At 36.1% G+C, this 19094-nt stretch carries 16 protein-coding genes; 8 read left to right on the forward strand and 8 right to left on the reverse strand.

The window, feature by feature from the left end:
- Position 1 precedes the first annotated feature (1 nt).
- The 6 genes from ACTB0X_RS12225 to uvrB all read left to right on the forward strand — a co-directional run bounded on the left by ACTB0X_RS12225 (position 2) and on the right by uvrB (position 7400).
- Complete coding sequence (locus tag ACTB0X_RS12225) at positions 2–1054, forward strand: DUF6687 family protein (protein WP_463025315.1); 1053 nt, start codon at positions 2–4, stop codon at positions 1052–1054.
- A 16-nt stretch (positions 1055–1070) separates the two neighbouring features.
- Entirely contained in the window at positions 1071–1541 is a 471-nt protein-coding gene (locus tag ACTB0X_RS12230; protein WP_463025316.1) for an META domain-containing protein, read from the forward strand.
- A 113-nt stretch (positions 1542–1654) separates the two neighbouring features.
- Entirely contained in the window at positions 1655–2770 is a 1116-nt protein-coding gene (locus ACTB0X_RS12235; protein WP_463025317.1) for a mechanosensitive ion channel family protein, read from the forward strand.
- A gap of 35 nt (positions 2771–2805) precedes the next feature.
- On the forward strand, positions 2806–4089 hold the full coding sequence (locus tag ACTB0X_RS12240) for a S28 family serine protease (protein ID WP_463025318.1): 1284 nt from the start codon (positions 2806–2808) through the stop codon (positions 4087–4089).
- A gap of 38 nt (positions 4090–4127) precedes the next feature.
- Complete coding sequence (locus tag ACTB0X_RS12245; RefSeq protein ID WP_463025319.1) at positions 4128–5339, forward strand: DUF2254 domain-containing protein; 1212 nt, start codon at positions 4128–4130, stop codon at positions 5337–5339.
- 39 nt (positions 5340–5378) lie between these two features.
- On the forward strand, positions 5379–7400 hold the full coding sequence (gene uvrB, locus ACTB0X_RS12250; protein ID WP_463025320.1) for an excinuclease ABC subunit UvrB: 2022 nt from the start codon (positions 5379–5381) through the stop codon (positions 7398–7400).
- A gap of 287 nt (positions 7401–7687) precedes the next feature.
- Here the strand turns inward: uvrB and dinB are convergent, their stop codons facing one another.
- Together dinB and ACTB0X_RS12260 are read right to left on the reverse strand one after the other, a co-directional pair.
- Positions 7688–8827, reverse strand: a complete 1140-nt coding sequence (dinB, locus tag ACTB0X_RS12255; protein ID WP_463025321.1) for a DNA polymerase IV — start codon at positions 8825–8827, stop codon at positions 7688–7690.
- Complete coding sequence (locus ACTB0X_RS12260) at positions 8773–10542, reverse strand: MutS-related protein (RefSeq protein WP_463025322.1); 1770 nt, start codon at positions 10540–10542, stop codon at positions 8773–8775. The genes dinB and ACTB0X_RS12260 overlap by 55 nt, the downstream gene beginning before the upstream one ends.
- Positions 10543–10727: 185 nt before the next feature.
- Between ACTB0X_RS12260 and ACTB0X_RS12265 the strand changes: the two genes are divergently transcribed.
- Positions 10728–11321, forward strand: coding sequence for a YceI family protein (locus ACTB0X_RS12265; protein ID WP_463025323.1), 594 nt, complete (start codon positions 10728–10730; stop codon positions 11319–11321).
- A 65-nt stretch (positions 11322–11386) separates the two neighbouring features.
- Here ACTB0X_RS12265 and ACTB0X_RS12270 read toward each other — a convergent pair whose 3' ends face one another.
- Genes ACTB0X_RS12270 through ACTB0X_RS12280 form a run of 3 tightly spaced genes read right to left on the reverse strand, consistent with a single transcriptional unit; the run spans position 11387 to position 14512 of the window.
- Positions 11387–11833: a YybH family protein gene (locus ACTB0X_RS12270; RefSeq protein ID WP_463025324.1), complete on the reverse strand. Its 447-nt coding sequence runs from the start codon at positions 11831–11833 to the stop codon at positions 11387–11389.
- Positions 11799–12386: a hypothetical protein gene (locus tag ACTB0X_RS12275; protein ID WP_463025325.1), complete on the reverse strand. Its 588-nt coding sequence runs from the start codon at positions 12384–12386 to the stop codon at positions 11799–11801. Before ACTB0X_RS12275 ends, ACTB0X_RS12270 begins: the two co-directional genes overlap by 35 nt.
- A complete protein-coding gene (locus tag ACTB0X_RS12280) occupies positions 12383–14512 on the reverse strand; it encodes a Tex family protein (protein ID WP_463025326.1) in 2130 nt (709 codons plus the stop codon). Before ACTB0X_RS12280 ends, ACTB0X_RS12275 begins: the two co-directional genes overlap by 4 nt.
- Before the next feature lie 105 nt (positions 14513–14617).
- Here ACTB0X_RS12280 and msrB point away from each other — a divergent pair, with 105 nt between their 5' ends.
- Positions 14618–15109 carry a peptide-methionine (R)-S-oxide reductase MsrB gene (gene msrB / locus ACTB0X_RS12285; protein ID WP_463025327.1) on the forward strand — a complete coding sequence of 164 codons (492 nt, stop codon included), beginning with the start codon at positions 14618–14620 and terminating at the stop codon, positions 15107–15109.
- A 4-nt stretch (positions 15110–15113) separates the two neighbouring features.
- Here msrB and ACTB0X_RS12290 read toward each other — a convergent pair whose 3' ends face one another.
- From ACTB0X_RS12290 to ACTB0X_RS12300, 3 genes are read right to left on the reverse strand one after another with little or no spacing between them, the layout of a single operon-like run.
- The gene (locus ACTB0X_RS12290; protein WP_463025328.1) at positions 15114–15683 is read right to left on the reverse strand and encodes a TlpA family protein disulfide reductase; all 570 of its coding nucleotides are present in this window, start codon (positions 15681–15683) and stop codon (positions 15114–15116) included.
- Between the two features lie 15 nt (positions 15684–15698).
- Entirely contained in the window at positions 15699–17477 is a 1779-nt protein-coding gene (locus ACTB0X_RS12295; RefSeq protein ID WP_463025329.1) for a hypothetical protein, read from the reverse strand.
- Positions 17478–17516: 39 nt separating this feature from the next.
- Positions 17517–19085 (reverse strand): serine hydrolase, encoded by a 1569-nt coding sequence (locus ACTB0X_RS12300; RefSeq protein ID WP_463025330.1) that lies wholly within the window; start codon positions 19083–19085, stop codon positions 17517–17519.
- Positions 19086–19094 lie beyond the last annotated feature (9 nt).

Genomic DNA, 19094 nt, shown 5'->3' on the forward strand with positions numbered 1-19094 from the left:
GATGATTGAAAAAACATTTGTCCCCTTTCACGAAATTGGCGACCAAGAAGTCATCATTGTAGATGGTTTGCACCCTCGTGGTTTAATTCTTTCGCATTGGAAAGGTGGAAATATCCATTCTGAAATAACAGACGACACTTCTGGCGGTATCGTATTGAATGCCATTGAAAAAAACTTCCCGGGAATTGACAATCCATTGATTTCTGCCACTCACTTTGACATTGATGGATTTGTAGGTGTTTGGGCCTTATTTGAGCCTGAACTCGCCATGCAGTATAAGTCGGTGTTGCATCAGATGGCTGTTATTGGAGATTTTAGAGAATTAAACCTCAACAATGAAGGTGCTGATCACGCATTAAAATTGGTGTGCTACCTCAACGCTATTGAAAAAGAGAAGTTCTATATCCCTTTTGGAGAAGCTGATGAGATCAAATTGTGTGTGGAGAAGTTTGACTATTTCATTCCAACTTTCAAGGAAGTATTATTGAATCCTGAAGATTTCAAAACTAGTTGGGAAAAAGAATACAACCATGCTTTGTCCGATTACAATCGAATAGATTCAGGTGAATATCCAGTCAACAAGTATCCAGAAATTGGATTTCAATGCATTCATGCAAAAGCGCCGATGCATTATTATGGATTGTTCTCAAAAAGTGAAGGTTTTGATATTGTGATGAGTATTTATCCTGAAAACAAGTACGAAGTAGAATTCAAATACACCACTTGGGTGGATATTACGAGCCGCCTTACTCTGCCAAGGGTTTCATTCAAACCACTATTGCAGCAACTTAATATTTTGGAGCAAAACAACTTTACTTGGCATGCGGATGGCATTTCGGATACTGGACCCATTTTACGCTTAGAGAAAGACACTTTGTCGAAAGCTGAACGTTATGCCAATCCTACTGAAAGAGAAATTTATCCATCGAGCATTGACCCGTATATTTTTGAGCGTTTGATTACCGATTTTTTCCAATTTACTTACCGGAATATTTCACCGAAAAAGAATTGGACTTGGAAGGAAGTTAGGGGACTATCGGTAGTGGATAATTAAATCAAAAGGTATAAAAATGAAAACCACATTAGTACTATCAACATTTGCTTTCCTCTTTATAATCGGCTTTAATTCTTCTAAAGAAATATCAGAAAGTACATCAACTGAAAATACTGCTGAAAAGCAATCTTTTGAACCTATAGTAGAAAAGTATTGGAAGCTAATCAAACTAAATGGTCAAGAAGTGAATATGGCCGAGAACCAAGAAAGTGAAATGTATTTTATGCTTAAAACCACCGATAATCGTGTAACCGGATTTGCCGGCTGCAATGGTTTGGGTGGTTCATATGAATTAGAAGAAGGAAATAAAATTAGGTTCTCTCAAATGATGACAACATTAAAAGCATGTATTGATCCAACTATTAGAGAATCTGAATTTATGGAAGTATTTAAAATGGCTGACAATTATACTATAGTTGATGATACTTTATCATTGAACTTAGGAAAAAGAGCCCCATTAGCAGTTTTTGAAACCATGTACTTTTAAAGTCTTCTAAAAAATGGCAGCTTTAAGTCGACTTTATATTTCTCACAATAAGAAAGAAGATAAACCAAACTTCATTCGACCAGATAAAACGGAACATCAAACAAATTAATTGAATGACACAATTCTTTGAAACTTATAAAGACCAAATCTACACCGGAATCATTATCATTCTGGCGGTAATCATTCTGCAGGTTGCAACCAAAATCATTTACAAATGGCTCATCAAAAAAGAACAAAAACGATTCCCTGAGGAGGATGCACACACCTTAACTTTAGTCAAACGCATCTTGAATGCGTTATGGATGGTTTTAGGAATAATAGCCTTTAGTTTTCTATTCGCTGAACGCGATAAATATGCAGTATTGGTAGATAACTTTAAGCTTGTATTGTACTTGGGATTTCTAGCGATTGCTACCATCGTAGTTGCTGCGACTACAAACATGTGGTTCAAAAGAAGTATAAAACGAAAGATCGTGGCTGGAGAAGACCCGACTAGCTATAAATTCCTGCGATATGTAGTGGTTTTTAGCATCTACTTTGTTGGTGCCCTATTTGGGTTGCTCGCCTTCCCATCCTTAAGAGGAGTTGCTCAAACTGCTCTAGGTGGTGCCGGTGTTGTCGCCATTATAGCTGGTGTGGCATCACAGGAAGCCCTTTCGAACTTAGTAGGTGGAATATTTATCATATCATTTAAGCCATTCAAAATTGGAGACATCATCAAGGTGACCGACACCATGGTTGGAACTGTTGCTGATATTACATTGCGACATACAGTGATTCGGAATTTTGAAAACAAAATGATTGTGATCCCAAATGCCATGATTAACAAAGAAAAATTAATCAACTATGATTTAGGCGAAAAGAAATGTTGCGAACGAATAGAAATTGGGATTTCATACGGCAGTGACATCGATGTAGCAAAAAAAATCATGCAGGAAGAATGCGAAAAGCATCCTTTCATTATAGACAATCGAACAACCGAAGAAAAAAAAGACAAATCTCCAATTGTTAAAACAGCGGTTGTCAGTCTAGCTGATTCATCTGTTGTAATTCGAGCTTGGGCTTGGTGCAAAGATTTTTCAGATGCATTTGAATTGAGAATCGATGTATTGGAAAGCATCAAAAAACGATTCGACAAAGAAGGCGTGGAAATTCCTTTCCCGCACCGAACCATCGTGATGAAGAAGGAAAAAGTGAGTTCTATCGAAAAAGATAGCTCAACCAATTAATTAAGATTATTTTTAAGGCTCAAAAAAATCCAATTATGAAGAATTTAGCATTCGTTTTCTTGTTATTTCTAACCACGACATTGTCGGCACAAGACTTTAACATTGAAGAACAACTGTACAATTTACCTGATATTATCTTTAAAAAAATAAACACGCCTTTGGGATATGAGGCCGCTTATGAATTAAGGATAAAGCAACAAATAGATCATAAAAATCCTGAGAAAGGCTATTTCTATCAACGCGCTTATTTGAGTCATAGAGGATTCAATCGACCAACAACGATGGTTACTCAAGGATACACGAGCAGTAGTAATCGAATCTCAGAAGTTTCAGAATTGATTCAATCCAATCAAATAGACATCGAACACCGCTTCTTTGGAGAAAGCATGCCGGATTCTTTGGAATATCAATATTTAACATTGGAGCAAGCCACAGCAGATTTGCACCACATCAATGAAATTTTTAGACAAATCTACCCCAACAAATGGGTGAGCACAGGAATCAGCAAAGGTGGACAAACCACTATTTTCTATCGTTATTTTTATCCAGAAGATGTGGACGTCAGTATTCCTTATGTGGCGCCATTAAATAGCAGTTTAGAAGATGAGCGCATTTATACTTTTCTAGACACCGTTGGTACGGATGAATGTCGAGCGAAGATAAAAGCACTACAAACTCGACTACTGAAAGAAAGAGAAACAGTTTTGCCGCTTTTACGATGGTACACTTATGGTGCTCGATTGCATTTCAACTACTTAACCTTCGAACAGGCTTTTGAATACACTGTATTGGAATATTCTTTTTCTTTTTGGCAATGGGGAAGTGATTGTGATAAAATCCCAGGTACTGATGCGACGATAGAAGAAGCTTTGTACCATTTTGTGAGCGTTTCAGGAGTGGACTTTTTTGCAGATCAAAGCATGGAAGATTTTGCATCTCACTATTACCAAGCAGGAAGCCAAATGGGGTATTACGGTTACAACATCAAGGACTTTAAGCCACTATTGAAAGCTTTACCAACAGATAAAAATCCATCAGCTGTGTTTATGCCCAATAAAATGGAAGTCAAATTCAATAATTCAACTCCAAAGAAAACGGCAGAATGGGTAAAAAAGCACGGAAACAGAATGGTTTATATTAATGGAAACTCAGACACATGGTCTGCAACAGCAATTCGACCAAACGATAACGTTGATGCCATTTGGTTTTTTCTAGATGGAAAAGACCACAGAGCTGCACGAATTAAAAATATGACACCCATCGAAAGAAAGAAATTAGTGAACAACTTGGAACGATGGTTGAGCATGGAGATTGAATAAATATTCTCTGCATTAAAAAGAAATAATCCCCCTTAACTATGATTGAAGCTATAAAAAACTGGTTACAAAATCGCTATCGAAATATCATTCATAGCATTGCATTCTTTCCAGTGGTTATAGGGTTTTTATTTTTGCTTATTTCTATTGGGTTGATTTCATTAGACTATTCTCCTTTCGGAAAAGAGTTAAAATCCAACTATGAATTCTTGAGTATTAAAGATGCAGAAACTGCAAGAAGTATACTTTCTGCAATTGCAGGCGGGATCATTTCATTGACTGTCTTTAGTTTTTCAATGGTGATGATTGTTCTAAATCAAGCAGCTTCCAACCTCAGTAATCGAGTTTTGGACAACTTAATCGGAAACCGCCAACAACAATACATCTTGGGAACTTATATCGGAACCATCGTGTATGCGTTCTTTATTTTAGCAGCGGTTCGAGATGTGGAGGCTTCTAGTAACATTCCATCCATCAGCACTTATTTTGGAATATTCTTAACTGTTTTTGATATTTTCTTATTCATCTATTTCTTGCATTACATTACTCAATCGGTGAAGTTCAATGTAATTATCTCCAGAATTTATCAAGAAACAAAAGATTCTATCTTAGAGAATAGTGCAGAGGATGCCGATCAAAAGAATTTTAAACTACCTTCTCCTAACTATGAAATATTGGCCGGAGACACAGGAGTTTTTGAAGGGTTTAGAACATCAAGTATCAAAGAATTTTGTGAGAAAAATGAGGTTAAAATTGAAGCCTTACTAATGAAAGGCACCTTTGTGCTCGAAGGCACTCCGATAGTAAAAATTTCGCGTCAATTGGAAGATGATAGTCTAAAGCTTTTAAACAACTGCATTCAATTAGTGACTCAAGAATCCATAGAAGGAAACTTCACCTTTGGGGTTCGTCAGCTCAGAGAAATTGCTGTAAAAGCCTTGAGTCCGGGAATCAATGACCCAGGCACAGCGCTAGAAGCATTGAAAGCAATTTTTCAGTTGTTTAATTTATTTCTCGAGTCTAAACTTTATCATACCATTTCCAATGAATCTGGTGAGCCAATAGTTGGGATTTCTCCAATCGAATTTGATCAACTTTTCAATGACAACATCCTGACCATTTGGGATTATGGGAAAAATGACAGAAGTATAAGTAATCAATTAAACTTATTGGTAAATCAGTTAAACAAGAAGCACCCTCAAGGTGTTTTTAATCAGTTTTTAATGAAAATGAAAGAAGGGAATAGTTTATAATTTTATCCCTTAAATAACAATAGATCCTTTGCAAAACCCATGAAATTAAAAATAGAAGCCCCTTTCAAACCAACTGGAGACCAACCCGAAGCCATTAGACAATTGGTGGAAGGAGTAAACAGCGGAGATTATGCACAGACACTTTTAGGGGTGACTGGCTCTGGAAAAACGTTTACTGTGGCCAATGTGATTGAGCAGACTCAACGACCAACATTGATTTTAAGTCACAACAAAACATTGGCGGCTCAACTTTATGCTGAGTTTAAAGAGTTCTTTCCAGAGAATGCGGTGGAGTATTTTGTTTCTTACTACGATTATTACCAACCTGAAGCCTATTTACCGGTTTCAGACACTTATATAGAAAAGGATTTATCTATCAATGATGAGATTGAAAAATTGCGATTAAGCACGACCTCTTCCCTGTTATCTGGACGAAGAGATGTGATTGTGATTAGTTCTGTTTCTTGTATTTATGGTATTTCTAATCCTGCCGATTTTAAACAGAATGTAACACATATTGATGTGGGACAAGTCATCAGCCGTAATAAATTACTGCATCAATTTGTCAATGCGCTTTATTCTAGAACCACCGCAGATTTTGAACGAGGAAATTTTAGAGTTATCGGTGATGTAGTAGACATCTTTCCGGCTTACGCAGACATTGCTTACAAGATTACCTTTTGGGGCGATGAAATTGAAGAAATTGTCTCCTTCAATCCGATCAGTGGAGGAACGATTGAAAAGTTTGAACACCTCTCCATCTATCCAGCGAACATTTTCGTGACCACTAAAGATAGGATGACGCAATCTATTTTCCAGATTCAGGATGACATGATGAAGCAGGTGGAATATTTCAAATCCATCGGAAAACATCTGGAAGCCAAGAGAATTGAAGACCGAGTAACCTATGATTTAGAAATGATGCGTGAACTGGGCTACTGCTCAGGAATAGAAAATTATTCAAGGTACTTTGATGACAGAGCTCCTGGCACTCGTCCATTCTGTTTGATGGATTACTTTCCAGACGATTATTTATTGGTGGTCGATGAAAGCCATGTAACGGTTTCACAAATCAGTGCCATGTATGGTGGTGATAGAAGTCGAAAAATAAACTTGGTGGAATACGGATTCAGATTGCCGGCAGCAATTGACAACCGTCCTTTGAAATTTGCAGAATGGGAAGGAATGAGAAACCAAACCATATATGTAAGTGCCACACCCGCAGAATACGAATTGAAAGAGTCGGAAGGCATCGTGGTGGAGCAACTGATTCGTCCGACCGGATTATTAGATCCGATAATAGAAGTACGTCCAAGCTTGAATCAAGTAGATGATTTAATGGAGGAAATTGTGACCCGTTCTGAAAAAGGCGAAAGAACATTGGTCACTACGTTGACCAAACGAATGGCGGAAGAATTGACGAAATACTTTGCGGAAGCAGGAATTCGTTGTCGATACATTCACTCGGATGTAGACACCTTAGAACGAGTTGAAATTTTACATGAATTGAGAACCGGTGTGTTCGATGCTTTAATTGGTGTCAACCTTTTAAGAGAAGGATTGGATCTACCGGAAGTATCCTTGGTGGCTATTTTAGATGCCGACAAAGAAGGATTTTTACGTTCCAATCGTTCATTGACACAGACAGCAGGTAGAGCAGCAAGAAACATCAATGGGCGTGTTATTTTCTATGCGGATACGATTACGAAATCCATGCAAAAAACGATGGATGAAACGGAAAGAAGACGTGAAAAGCAAATCGCTTACAACACTGAGCATGGCTTAACTCCTCAAGCGTTGAACAAGAAACAACGAGGCACAATTGGAAAATCTAACAGTACGATTGAGAAAGAAGCCAATGATTATGAGCTTCAAGAACGAAGAGCAATTGCTGCCGATCCTGTGGTGAAATACATGGACGAAAAGCAATTGAGAAGAGCGATTACTAGAATCAAAAAAGACATGGAAATTGCAGCCAAAGAACTAGACTTTATGGAAGCGGCAAGATTGCGTGATGAAATGTATGAAATGGAGAAGTTGTTGAATAAGAAAATTTCTTAATTTTTAATGGTAAATGATTAATTGTTAATTACTAACAATAGAAACAAACCTTTGCGACCTCAGCGAAACCTTTGCGCTTTTTGCTGTAAAAAAGTGCAATAAAAGTTTAAACACTAAGATCACAAAGAAAAACCCACTAAGGTCACTAAGAAAAAAAATAAACAATTCATTGAAATCGAACTCTTTGCGACCTCAGAGAAACCTTAGCGTTCTTTGCGGTTAATAGAATTGAATTCGTTAAAGAATACAAATCAAATAATTAACCATTCACAATTAATAATTAACCATTATTCTTCGTATTCAAAGCGCAACTGAATCCCGTATCGGACTTCTTCTTTTTCTAGATTAGAAAGTGAAATACCCAACAATCGGATCGGCTTTTCAGGCAATTCAGGAGTGCGCAATAATTCAACAGCAAGCGTCCAAATGTGATTAAAGCTAGAGACGAAACTTCCTACTGTCTTTGACCTAGTTTGAATCGTAAAGTCGTTATATTTTAATTTCAGACTCACCGTCTTTCCTGCGTTCTTCGCTTTTTTAATACGATTTGCTACTGTCTGACAAATAGGCTGTAAAGCTTTTAGTAAATCTTGTTCAGTCTCTAAATCATCCTCAAAAGTATTTTCTGCTCCAATTGATTTCCGTACTCGATTGGGTTGAACTTCACGTTCATCAATTCCACGGGCGATTCGATAATAATGTAATCCCGCTTTTCCAAAATTGCCGTGCAGCCATTCATTGGATTTACTCTTTAGGTCAGCTCCATTAAACACCCCAAACTTTTTCATTTTTTCAGCCGTCACTTTACCGATTCCATGAAATTTCTCAATTTTCAATTGTTCAATGAAAGCTTGTCCTTCTTCTGGGAGAATGACACTCATTCCATCTGGCTTATTGATGTCAGAAGCGGTCTTAGCTAAAAACTTATTGTAGCTCACTCCTGCAGAAGCAGTCAATCCTGTTGTTACCAGAATCTCCGCTCGTATATTCATCGCTATTTTCATGGCTGAAACGATGTTTTTCTTATTCTCTGTCACATCTAAATAAGCTTCATCCAATGATAAAGGCTCTACCAAATCGGTATAATTCTTGAAGATTTCCATGATTTGAAGGGACACTTCTTTATACCGTTCAAAACGTGGTTTTACGAAAATCAAATTGGTACACCGACGCGCAGCAGTGACAGATGGCATCGCCGAATACACTCCATATTGCCGAGCTTCATAACTTGCAGCAGCCACTACTCCCCTTTCCTTAGAACCTCCAACAGCAACTGGTTTTCCTTTTAATTCAGGATTATCCAATTGTTCTACAGAGGCATAAAAAGCATCCATGTCAATGTGAATTATTTTCCGAGAAGTGGCCGGTTCAATCAATCGATTAAGTTCATTTTTTTCAACAGAAATGTAGCATTCATATTCTGACAAACTCCTTTTTTCAACTTGTAGTCAAAATGTAAATCATCTCCTTTCATCTCTACTTCGAATGCATAATTTTGAATATTATTTGGATAGATTGCATTCAATTCGCACAACGATAAATCGTGCGTAGCAATAATCCCTGATAGCGGATAGCGCAACAATTTCTTTAAAAACTCAGCAGAACCAGTCGCTTTATCCCTAGAATTGGTTCCTTTTAAAATCTCATCTAAAATGGCAAAAGTCGGTTGGCCCTTTTCCAATAAATCAACCAACTGTTTCAACCGTTTTAATTCTGCAAAAAAGTAAGACTCATTATCGTTTAGTGAATCTTCTGTCTTCATGCTCGAAAACAACGCTACAGGTGTATAGTTTAACGTTCCAGGTAGATTACCCCCAAGTGTTCCCATAACCATACTAACCCCTACAGTTCTCAAAAAGGTACTTTTTCCAGCCATGTTGGCACCAGTCACTATATCGATTTGGTTCCAACCGTCAATCATTAAAGTATTAGGCACTCGAATAGTAGGTTTTAGCATTGGATGAGAGAGCGATTCAGCATGATAGTAAAATTCATCTTGATCAATTACGATTGGAAAATGATTCTCAGGATTATTAAAAACATAGTTTCCCAATGAAATCCGAGCATCAATCTCATATATCGCCGACAGCCATCGATTTAAATCTTCACCATGACTTTCCTGCCATTTTGAAAAACGCAATAAGCATCTGACATCCCACAACAAGAAAGCATTCAAGACAATACCCATGATCATATTGTTTCTATTATCAAAGGCATTTAAAATCGACTTTAATTGGTTTAAAGACTTAGATGCAGGTTGATTCCCTTTTAGTTTATTTTGTGCTTCTTGATTCAGCTTCTCATCAAACGTTTCCTTTTCGATTAGTTGGATGTAATCCGTATAAGATGAAATATCTTCCAATAAATCTTCCACATTTTTCACCACTTCTGATGTCTTTTTTAAAAACGTTCCCGTAAATAACAAGGCTGCAATGATCGAATAGGTGACGTAATTCGTACTCAAAAAATCAAATAAGTAGGCAATAAAAATTCCAATAACTATTACAGGAATCAGGTAGAACATTACCCTATATATCACATTTGAAAAAACTTCCACTGAAGGAAATGTAATGGATACTCTATTATTTTGGTTTCTTGTGTAGGCACGAAACTGATGCTGCCATTCCGTTTTTTGCGCTAATTCTTGCACTGCTTTCTGCCGTAACTGTATCACTGAAGTATCCATTTCTGGATGCAGCAATTGATTTGCCAATTGTTGAGCCCCACCTTTAGTTACTGTTCTATTCAGCAATTGAAAAATAGAGCCTTTGCCTAAGATTCCAAAATCAGCCGCAAAAGGATGTTCTATTTCTGCAAATTCACTTCCATTTTCATTGGTTGAAAAATCATAATTTAAAGCCTGTTTTTCCTTCTCTTGAACGGCAATTAAGTTCTTTACGTGGTCAATCTGCTCGTTCAACCGACCACTTCGCTTTACTGATATGGCAAAAATAATAATGGGAATCAGAAAGCCTATTGCAGCGTATAGTGCATCATAAAATAAGAAATAAAACAAAGTAAAAGCCGTTGCAAAACTAATAATACGAATCGCTGTTATGATTCTTGATTGAGTTTGTAGCTGTGATAATTCAGTCTCGAATTGCTCTTTTCGAGTACTGTAATAAGTAAATAATGAATTCATAGGGTGTAAATTTCCTTCTTTTTATCGGAATAGGGTCTCTTTTAAAAAGAATAATCACATCTATTAAAAACATAAACAATTAGCAATCTTACCTTTAAAATAATTTAACAAAAATTTAAATAATAATTGTACCTACATTAAATGTATATACATATATTTGCTTCATCAAATTTAAACTAAAAAAAATGAAAAAGATTTTATTATCAACAATGGCTATGGCTATCGCTGCAATCACTTTTGCAGGAAATGGAGAAAAAAACACGTATAAAGTAGACAACAAACTGTCTAATTTGGAGTGGATTGGAAAAAAAGTAACTGGTGAACACACAGGTACTATTGCAGTAAAAGAAGGATCAATCGTGGTAGAAAACAACATGATTAAATCGGGAACTATCGAGTTTGACATGAATACTATCAACTGTACAGACTTAGAAGGTGAGTACAAAGGAAAGTTAGAAGGTCACTTAAAATCAGAAGACTTTTTTAGTGTAGAAAAGCACACTGCTTCTACTTTGAAAATTAAAAGTGTAAAGAAAACTGAAGGACAAGACACTTACGAAATTACGGGTGACTTAACCATCAAAGGAATTACACACCCAACAACTTTTCCTGCTGTTATCAAAATGGAAGACAACAAATTAGTAGCTATTGGAACTGTTGACATCAACAGAACTAAATATGACATCAAATACGGCTCAGGACAATTTTTTGAAGGTTTAGGTGATAAAATGATCTATGATGATTTTACAGTAAAATTCAAATTAGGTGCGAAGAGTTAAGACTTCTCATATAAATTAGTTTTTAGGTTTAGCCGTCGTCTCTTTCAATATAGGCGGCGGTTTTTTTATGAAGAATGGTCACTTACAATTTTCCACATTCCACCCATTCTTTTCCAAATCAAACTGTAATGACCTTCTAGATTTCCTGCGGCCCTCTCTAAATGCCATTTTCCTATCACGCTCACATAATCTTTGCTTAATTGCTCGATATAAAGGTTGGTAAAAGTCAGTTTTCCCATGGCCTCAGCTGATGGATAGGACTTTTTATAATTGTCTAATGTTTGCTGCCAGCCGTAAGTCAATCCTTTGCTCCCAATAAATTTCAACGAATCAGAATGCCAATAAGGTTCCATAAAGCATTCCAAATCACCGGCAGACCAACAGACTTCTTGTTTCTGCATCAATTCTGTTATAGTTTTCTCCGTATCTGTAGTTGAAGGTGGAGAACAACTCATCGTGAAAACAATAAAAATTCCGCTAATTAATCGGGAAATAGATGGGATGTCTTTCATTGTATTTTCTTAAAAATATGAATAATCGTTCTTCTTTTCTTCCTTTATATTTCTTGTACTCATTCCATAGTGATGGATCTTTTTGAAAAATAGGCTCTGTGTTTTTTGAGGTAAATGTGAATACCTTTCCATTGTCAAAATTCAATAAAAATTGGACTAAAGTTCTGCTCTCAGTCGGGACTTGAAATCCATAAGGATCTATTCGAAAGCTAGTAGTAGTGACATAAGCAGCAAAATGTGAAAATTCCCCAATAGATATCAATCGATTGAAATCACCTTCAGCTGAAATATAAACTCCTCTTCCAGTAGAGTAGCCCCAAACTCTATCCGGATTAACAGGTAAGTATTCTTTCAGAGAATCATCATAAATAAGAATGGATTCTCCCTTTCGTTGCAATCCTTCAGTAATTCTTGGTTGATTATTTTTGAATTCATCGAAGCTTAAATAAACCCCTTGGTTAAATTCAAAACTAGGCAGATACATTACTTCATCCAACTGCGCAAATCCGCGGAAGGAAATAAAAAATAAAAAGAGAATTACTGACTTTTTCATGCTTCTTTCATGCTTAATTGAATTCGTTTTCTTGACTCGTCCACCTCAATTACTTTCACTTTTACGGTTTGCTGTAAGTTAACCACTTCATTTGGATTAGCGACAAAATGATTGGCTAAATGGGAAATATGAACCAATCCATCCTGCTTCACCCCTATATCTACAAACGCACCAAAATTGGTAATATTGGTTACTATTCCGGGCAAAACCATTCCAATTTCAAGGTCAGAAATCTTGCTCACGTTTTTATCAAACTCAAACAGCTTAATCCCCTTTCTTGGATCACGAGCCGGTTTTTTCAATTCCTCTTTCAAGTCATTTAATGTGGGAAGCCCAATCTCTGAAGATGCAAACTTTTGAAAATCGATTTGATCAATTGCTTTTTCATTTCTGATCAATTCATCAACAGAAACACTGACTGACTTTGCCATTTTCTTCACTAAATCGTATCGTTCAGGGTGCACAGCCGAGTTGTCCAATGGATTCGTACCTCCAACAATTCTTAAAAATCCTGCTGCCTGTTCAAAAGACTTGGCCCCCATTCCTTTTACTTTTAACAACTCTTTTCTAGATTCAAATGTTCCATTCTCTGATCGATAATCCACAATACGTTGCGCCAACTGAGGCCCCAACCCAGAAATGTATTGCAACAAATGCTGAGATGCAGAATTAACATTCACTCCCACTTTATTTACCGCACTTTCTACTACCCTATCGAGCGATTGTTTCAGTAATTTTTGATCCACATCGTGCTGGTATTGTCCAACACCAATAGATTTTGCATCAATCTTTACCAACTCCGCCAATGGGTCCATCAATCGCCGACCGATAGAAATTGCCCCACGAACAGTGACGTCATATTGAGGAAACTCATCTCTTGCAACCTTTGAAGCCGAATAAATAGAAGCTCCATTTTCATTCACGACATAAACTTCAACTGCTTCATTAAAACGCATCTTTTGAATGAATCGCTCCGTCTCTCGTCCTGCAGTTCCATTTCCGACTGCGATGGCTTCTACTTTATAGCGGCTAACAATGGTGTTTATTTTTTTTGCCGCCATCGCACTTTCATTTTGAGGTGGATGAGGATAAATCGTTTCGTTGTAAACAATATCTCCCAAATCATTCAAGCAAACAACTTTACAGCCAGTTCTAAAACCAGGATCTATGGCCAATACATTCTTTTGTCCTAACGGTGGCGCTAACAACAACTGTTTCAAATTTTTGGCAAAAACATCGATTGCTTCTAGGTCTGATTTCTCTTTGTATGTATTCTTAAACTCCGTCTCTATTGAAGAGCTGATCAACCTTTTAAAACTGTCTTTTGCAGCTAATTGTAATTGTTCTCTCAGTTCTCTATTGTTTGTTTTTATGAAAGCCTGTTCAATTTTATTCAACGCTTGCTCTTCTTCAATGGCAATCTTTACCCTTAAAAACCCTTCACTTTCACCTCGAGAAATTGCCAGAAATCGGTGGGATGGAATTCGCTTTAATGGCTCTTCCCACTTAAAATAATCTTTAAATTTTTCACCTTCATCGTCTTTGCCTTTTATCACTTTTGAGGATATGAGGGCTCCTTTTTCGAACATCCAACGAATGTTCCGACGGATGTATTCATTCTCATTCAACCATTCAGCGATAATGTCTCTTGCTCCAGATAACGCCTCTTCAACGGTCTCTACTTTATCAGTCAGATATCGTTCAGCAACCTCATCCAATGAAGTGAGATTCTGAGCCATCATTATTTTAGCTAAAGGTTCTAATCCTTTTTCCTTGGCTACAGATCCTTTGGTTGATCGCTTCTGCTTGTATGGCAAATAAATATCTTCCAAAGCTGTCAAGTCTTGACAGTTTAGGATCTTTTCTTTCAATTCTTCCGTTAGCTTATCTTGTTCTTCAATGGACTTTAAAATAGTAGCCTTTCGCTTTTCGATCTCTTCGAATCGATTTTTTTCCGTTTGAATATTTTCTATTTGAACTTCATCTAAATTTCCAGACCATTCTTTTCGATATCTAGCTATGAAAGGAATGGTTGCACCTTCTTCTAGAAGCTGAATTGTAGCCTCGACAGACTCTTTATTAATTCCAGTGGATTTGCCAACATAGGTAATTAAGCTAACTCCCATTTATTTAAATCTTTTAATATTTTTTTTACGTAATTGTTTTAAACAAGAGTGCTAATTTAATGGTTTATAATCTACACTCTAAGCATCTATTAAAAACTCATTTATATGAAAAAGATTTTCACCTTAAGCATTATGCTTTGTTTACTTTTAAGTGCTTGTGCGCAAGACACTCACCAGAACGAAGACCAATCGAATAAAGAAATTAAATTGAGACCTGTTTTAACAAAAGCGGAGTACAAAAAAACACTTCCTAGTGATGTTTACGAAATAGCGATGGAAGAAGGAACAGAACGTCCATTCTCTGGAAAGTATAATGACTTTAAAGGGGACGGGATTTTCACTTGTGCAGTTTGTGGAAATCCACTATTTGACTCCAAAACAAAATTTAAATCAGGAACCGGATGGCCAAGCTTTTACGATGTTTACAATGACAAAAGCATTGTAGAAGCAGTGGATAGAAGCCTGGGAATTGTTAGAGCTGAAGTAGAATGTAACCGATGTAATTCGCACCTCGGTCATGTATTTGATGATGGCCCAAACCCAACCGGCTTGCGTTACTGCATCAATTCTTTGGTATTAGATTTTGTTCCTAGATAAATTACTATTTTAAAACTTCATCTATAAACTCAGGCTGATTGGGTGCGCTTGCATTGTTATTCTTAATGCTTCCGTCCGGATTAATGATTACAAACCTTGGAAGACTTGATACTACAATATTTTCAGTTTGGGATAGCTCTACTGATTCTAAGGTAAACCACATCATTGAATTTCGGTAACTATCTCCCACCCAATAGTGATTACTCTGAGAGGGCAAAGTATCGCTGTAGGCGAACCAATCATCTAAATTATGATCAACAGAAATTTTTAAAAACTCTAGGGTGTCGTTTGCCATTATTGCACTGATAGAATCAAAAGAATGAATCAGGTTTTTTGATGGTTTTGACCAAGTAGACCAAACATTAATGACCACCGTTTTTCCATAAAATGCGGCATAATCAACATCGTCTGCATCAAGACTAATCATTCTGAAAGGGAGTAAAATTTCACCTACAGAAGCTTGTTGCATCAATACCACCTTTTTATCATTATCAGAAGAGAAACCCATTCCATTTTGGGCAACCAACCAATAATTGGAAACGAAACACAATAAGATTGAAAAAATTATTTTCATTAAACAGAATCGGTTTTATAATTCATTTTCAATAGCATGATTACTTTTTGTCTGTCCCGGAATCTCATATACTTCGATTTTTAACTCCCCCTTTATCATTTCCTCTCGAGGGTTAAATATATATGTTTTCAAGATAGCTGAAGAAGGAAATGTATTAATTGTGTAAAGAAAATCAAACTTTATAGTTTTATCCTCAGCAATTTTGGAACTAGTAAATGGCCCAAATCCGCCATAGTTATAACCTTCATGGGTTACGGAATCTTCAACTGAAAAAATAATTGGAAACGAACTATTAGTACTTACATCAAAATACACCCCACTACACCTAATATAAATAGGCGATTTTTTTTGATTGGGCATTAAATTATAGAATTGCTCCTTCCCGTCAAAATTAATATTAAACTCATTTATTTTTTTACGCTTCAAAAATTGATTTCGCTCAAATAGAATCAATTTAGAGATCGTATCTACATGTAATTCATGATACAATTCTCGAATATTAGGCCTCAATTCTTCCAGTTGAATTATATAATCAAACAAAGTGTCGCTCTCTGAACGGGCCAATTGAAATGCCCGTATGGGATATTCTTCTTGTTTTGTGATTTCATCATCCAATTGCCAAAAACGAGCACCCGTTGCAGGTGGTGTTCCATTCACTTCATCTGGAATTAAGCTAAACAGCTCCTTATCTACATGCTCATAATAATATATCATGGTATGGGTGAAATTAAAATTTACCCAAAAGAAAAACAGCGTAACAACAGTAATTGGAACATACAGCCATCGTTGTGAAAATTGATCAATTATAAAAGCAAGACTGCCATAAAACAGAACAACCAAATAAGCTGCTGCTCTATTTTCAGGATAGAATATTCCAAAAACTAAATTCTGTAATAAGATTCCTACTACTCCAACAAATAAGAAAATTTGAAATATATTTTTACCATCAAACAGATTCTTACTTCGAATCACGCTATAAAAAAGATGGGCACTCAGCAGTAAAAAAATAACAGTTAATAGAACATCTAACCAAGTGCTACCGCTTTTCCACATTAACTTGGATAAAGATTGAATTGTAGTGGCATAAAAATCAGACTCAGCTCCTAAATATAACTTCCCTACTTTCTGGAGGTCTAAAGAATACTTTACTGCAATTGCTATTGGAAATAACGATAAAACAGTGAATACTTTTCCCCACATTTGCTTTTTTTGAAGGCTAAAAAGAAGCAAAAACAATATTCCAAACAAAGCTATTGGCAATAAAGATAAGTTTGTATAAATGGCCAACAACCAACCCAAAGTGGCCATACCAACATTTCTAGAATTCGTATTTTCAAAAAAGAAAGTGGTTTGTAATAAAGCAAATGTCATGAATGAAAAAGACAGACCATAACCTCTAGCGATACTGAAAAACTCTAAGAAAAAACTAGTGCAACAAACGCTTACAATTAGAAATAAAATACTCCAGTTTGATTTTAGATACCTTTTAAATCCTACTAGAGAATAATAAAACAAAGGGAATGCTAAAATACTTGGTAAACGTATAATCCAAATAGATTCAGAATTAAATATTCTATAAAACAGTCCACCCAAAAAACTCAGGACAAAGTGGTTATTGGCATCAATGTAACCGGTATAAGGTAGGAAATTCCAATCAATCATGTACCCATTTTTAGTCATGATTTCATCATTGACATAAAATACAAGTACCGCTCTTAATAAGACATAAGCAAAGAGTAAAGCAAAAATTACATGAATAACTATACCGTCATTTAGAACTTTTCGCTTACACATTCTGATTAACTAGTTTGTTAGATTTTACTAAGAACATTCCTACTTTACTCTCTTAAAGTTCAGGTGGTAGAAATGGAAATCGGGATTTGGTAAATCAATAGTAAATCCATCAGCTGTACCATCTTTTACCTCAAACTTAACATAACCTTCTGGCAAAAATCCATCGTTAAATTTGATTTGAAATACATCACCTTCCCATGGCGTCATTTCACTATAGAACAATTCTTTAGCAGGAACTAATACCAGCTTCAATTGCTTCTTCTCGTAAGTCACAATTGCCTTACCATACATCTTGTCTTCATAGGCACCCGCATATTTCTCTAAGTCTAAAGTTGGCTTCAACTTCTTATTTCTAGCATCTATCACTTTCTTACGATCTTCTTCTAATCGCTTTTCATATCGCTCAGAAGACTTTAAATATAAATCTGCCCAATCTCTAGCGTCTTTGGTTTCTAAAAACTCATCTAGAATTTTATACATTAATGCTGCCGGCAAAGATGATTCATCGTTCGTTAGAATTACGAAACCTAAGTTTTCTTCTGGAACAAATCCGATTTTAGAAATAAAGCCTGGTAATCCGCCACCGTGATGAGCTACTTTTTTACCTTGGTAATCGAACAAAAACCAACCCAATCCATATCCTTTAAAATGAATGCTATTTGATTCATCAAAATTGGAAACAGATTGAGGTGTTTGAAGTGAAAGAAGATGCTTTACTGTGTTTGATTTCAATAAAGTGTCTCCATTATAAATTCCATTATTGGTCCACATTTTTAACCAATTACTTAAATCCATTACACTAGAATTTAATGCTGCTGCACCACCAGAATTGTCGTAATTCAGGAACAATGAAGCTGTTCCTTTTACATGTGGAATCGCTAAATTATCAGCTTTAGTAAATTTACTAGTAGATGTTTTTGAAGAAGTCATTTGTAAAGGTTGGAAGAAACGGGTTTCAATAAATTTGTCCCAACTCATGCCACTTACTTTCGCCACTAATTCACCGGCTACAATAAACATGATGTTGTTGTAACCATATTCCTTTCTGAAAGAGGTTTTATTTGGCAATTCTGAGATTCTATTCATGATTTCTGCACGAGAATAATCTGTTCCGTACCACAGCAAATCACCATCAAATGTATTGTAACCTGAACGATGCGCCAACAAATCTTCAACTGTGAAATTTTGAGTGGCATAGTCATCATACAACTTAAAAGAAGGTAGAATATCCACTACTTTATCGTCCCATTTCAATTTACCTTCATCTACCAACATACCAATAGCTGCTGCAGTAAATGCTTTACTTAAAGAGGCTATTCCAAAAACAGCATTCACATCCATCGGAGTGTTTGTTTCCTTATTTTTTAATCCGTAAGCATTTTGAAAAACAATTTGTTGGTCTTTCACTATGGCGACGCTCATGCCAGCAATTCCATAGTTTTTAAACGCCTCTCTGATGTAGGTATCCAATTCGGCATATTCTCCTTTTATCAACTGACTCGGTTCTCTATCAATAGGAGCGGTTTCCACTCTTTCTCTTTCTACTTGCGCAATTGAAGTAACACTATATAATCCAAAAATTACTGCAAAACAAAAATTCTTTATCATCTTTTTTAT

The sequence above is a fragment of the Acidiluteibacter sp. genome, from assembly GCF_055129545.1.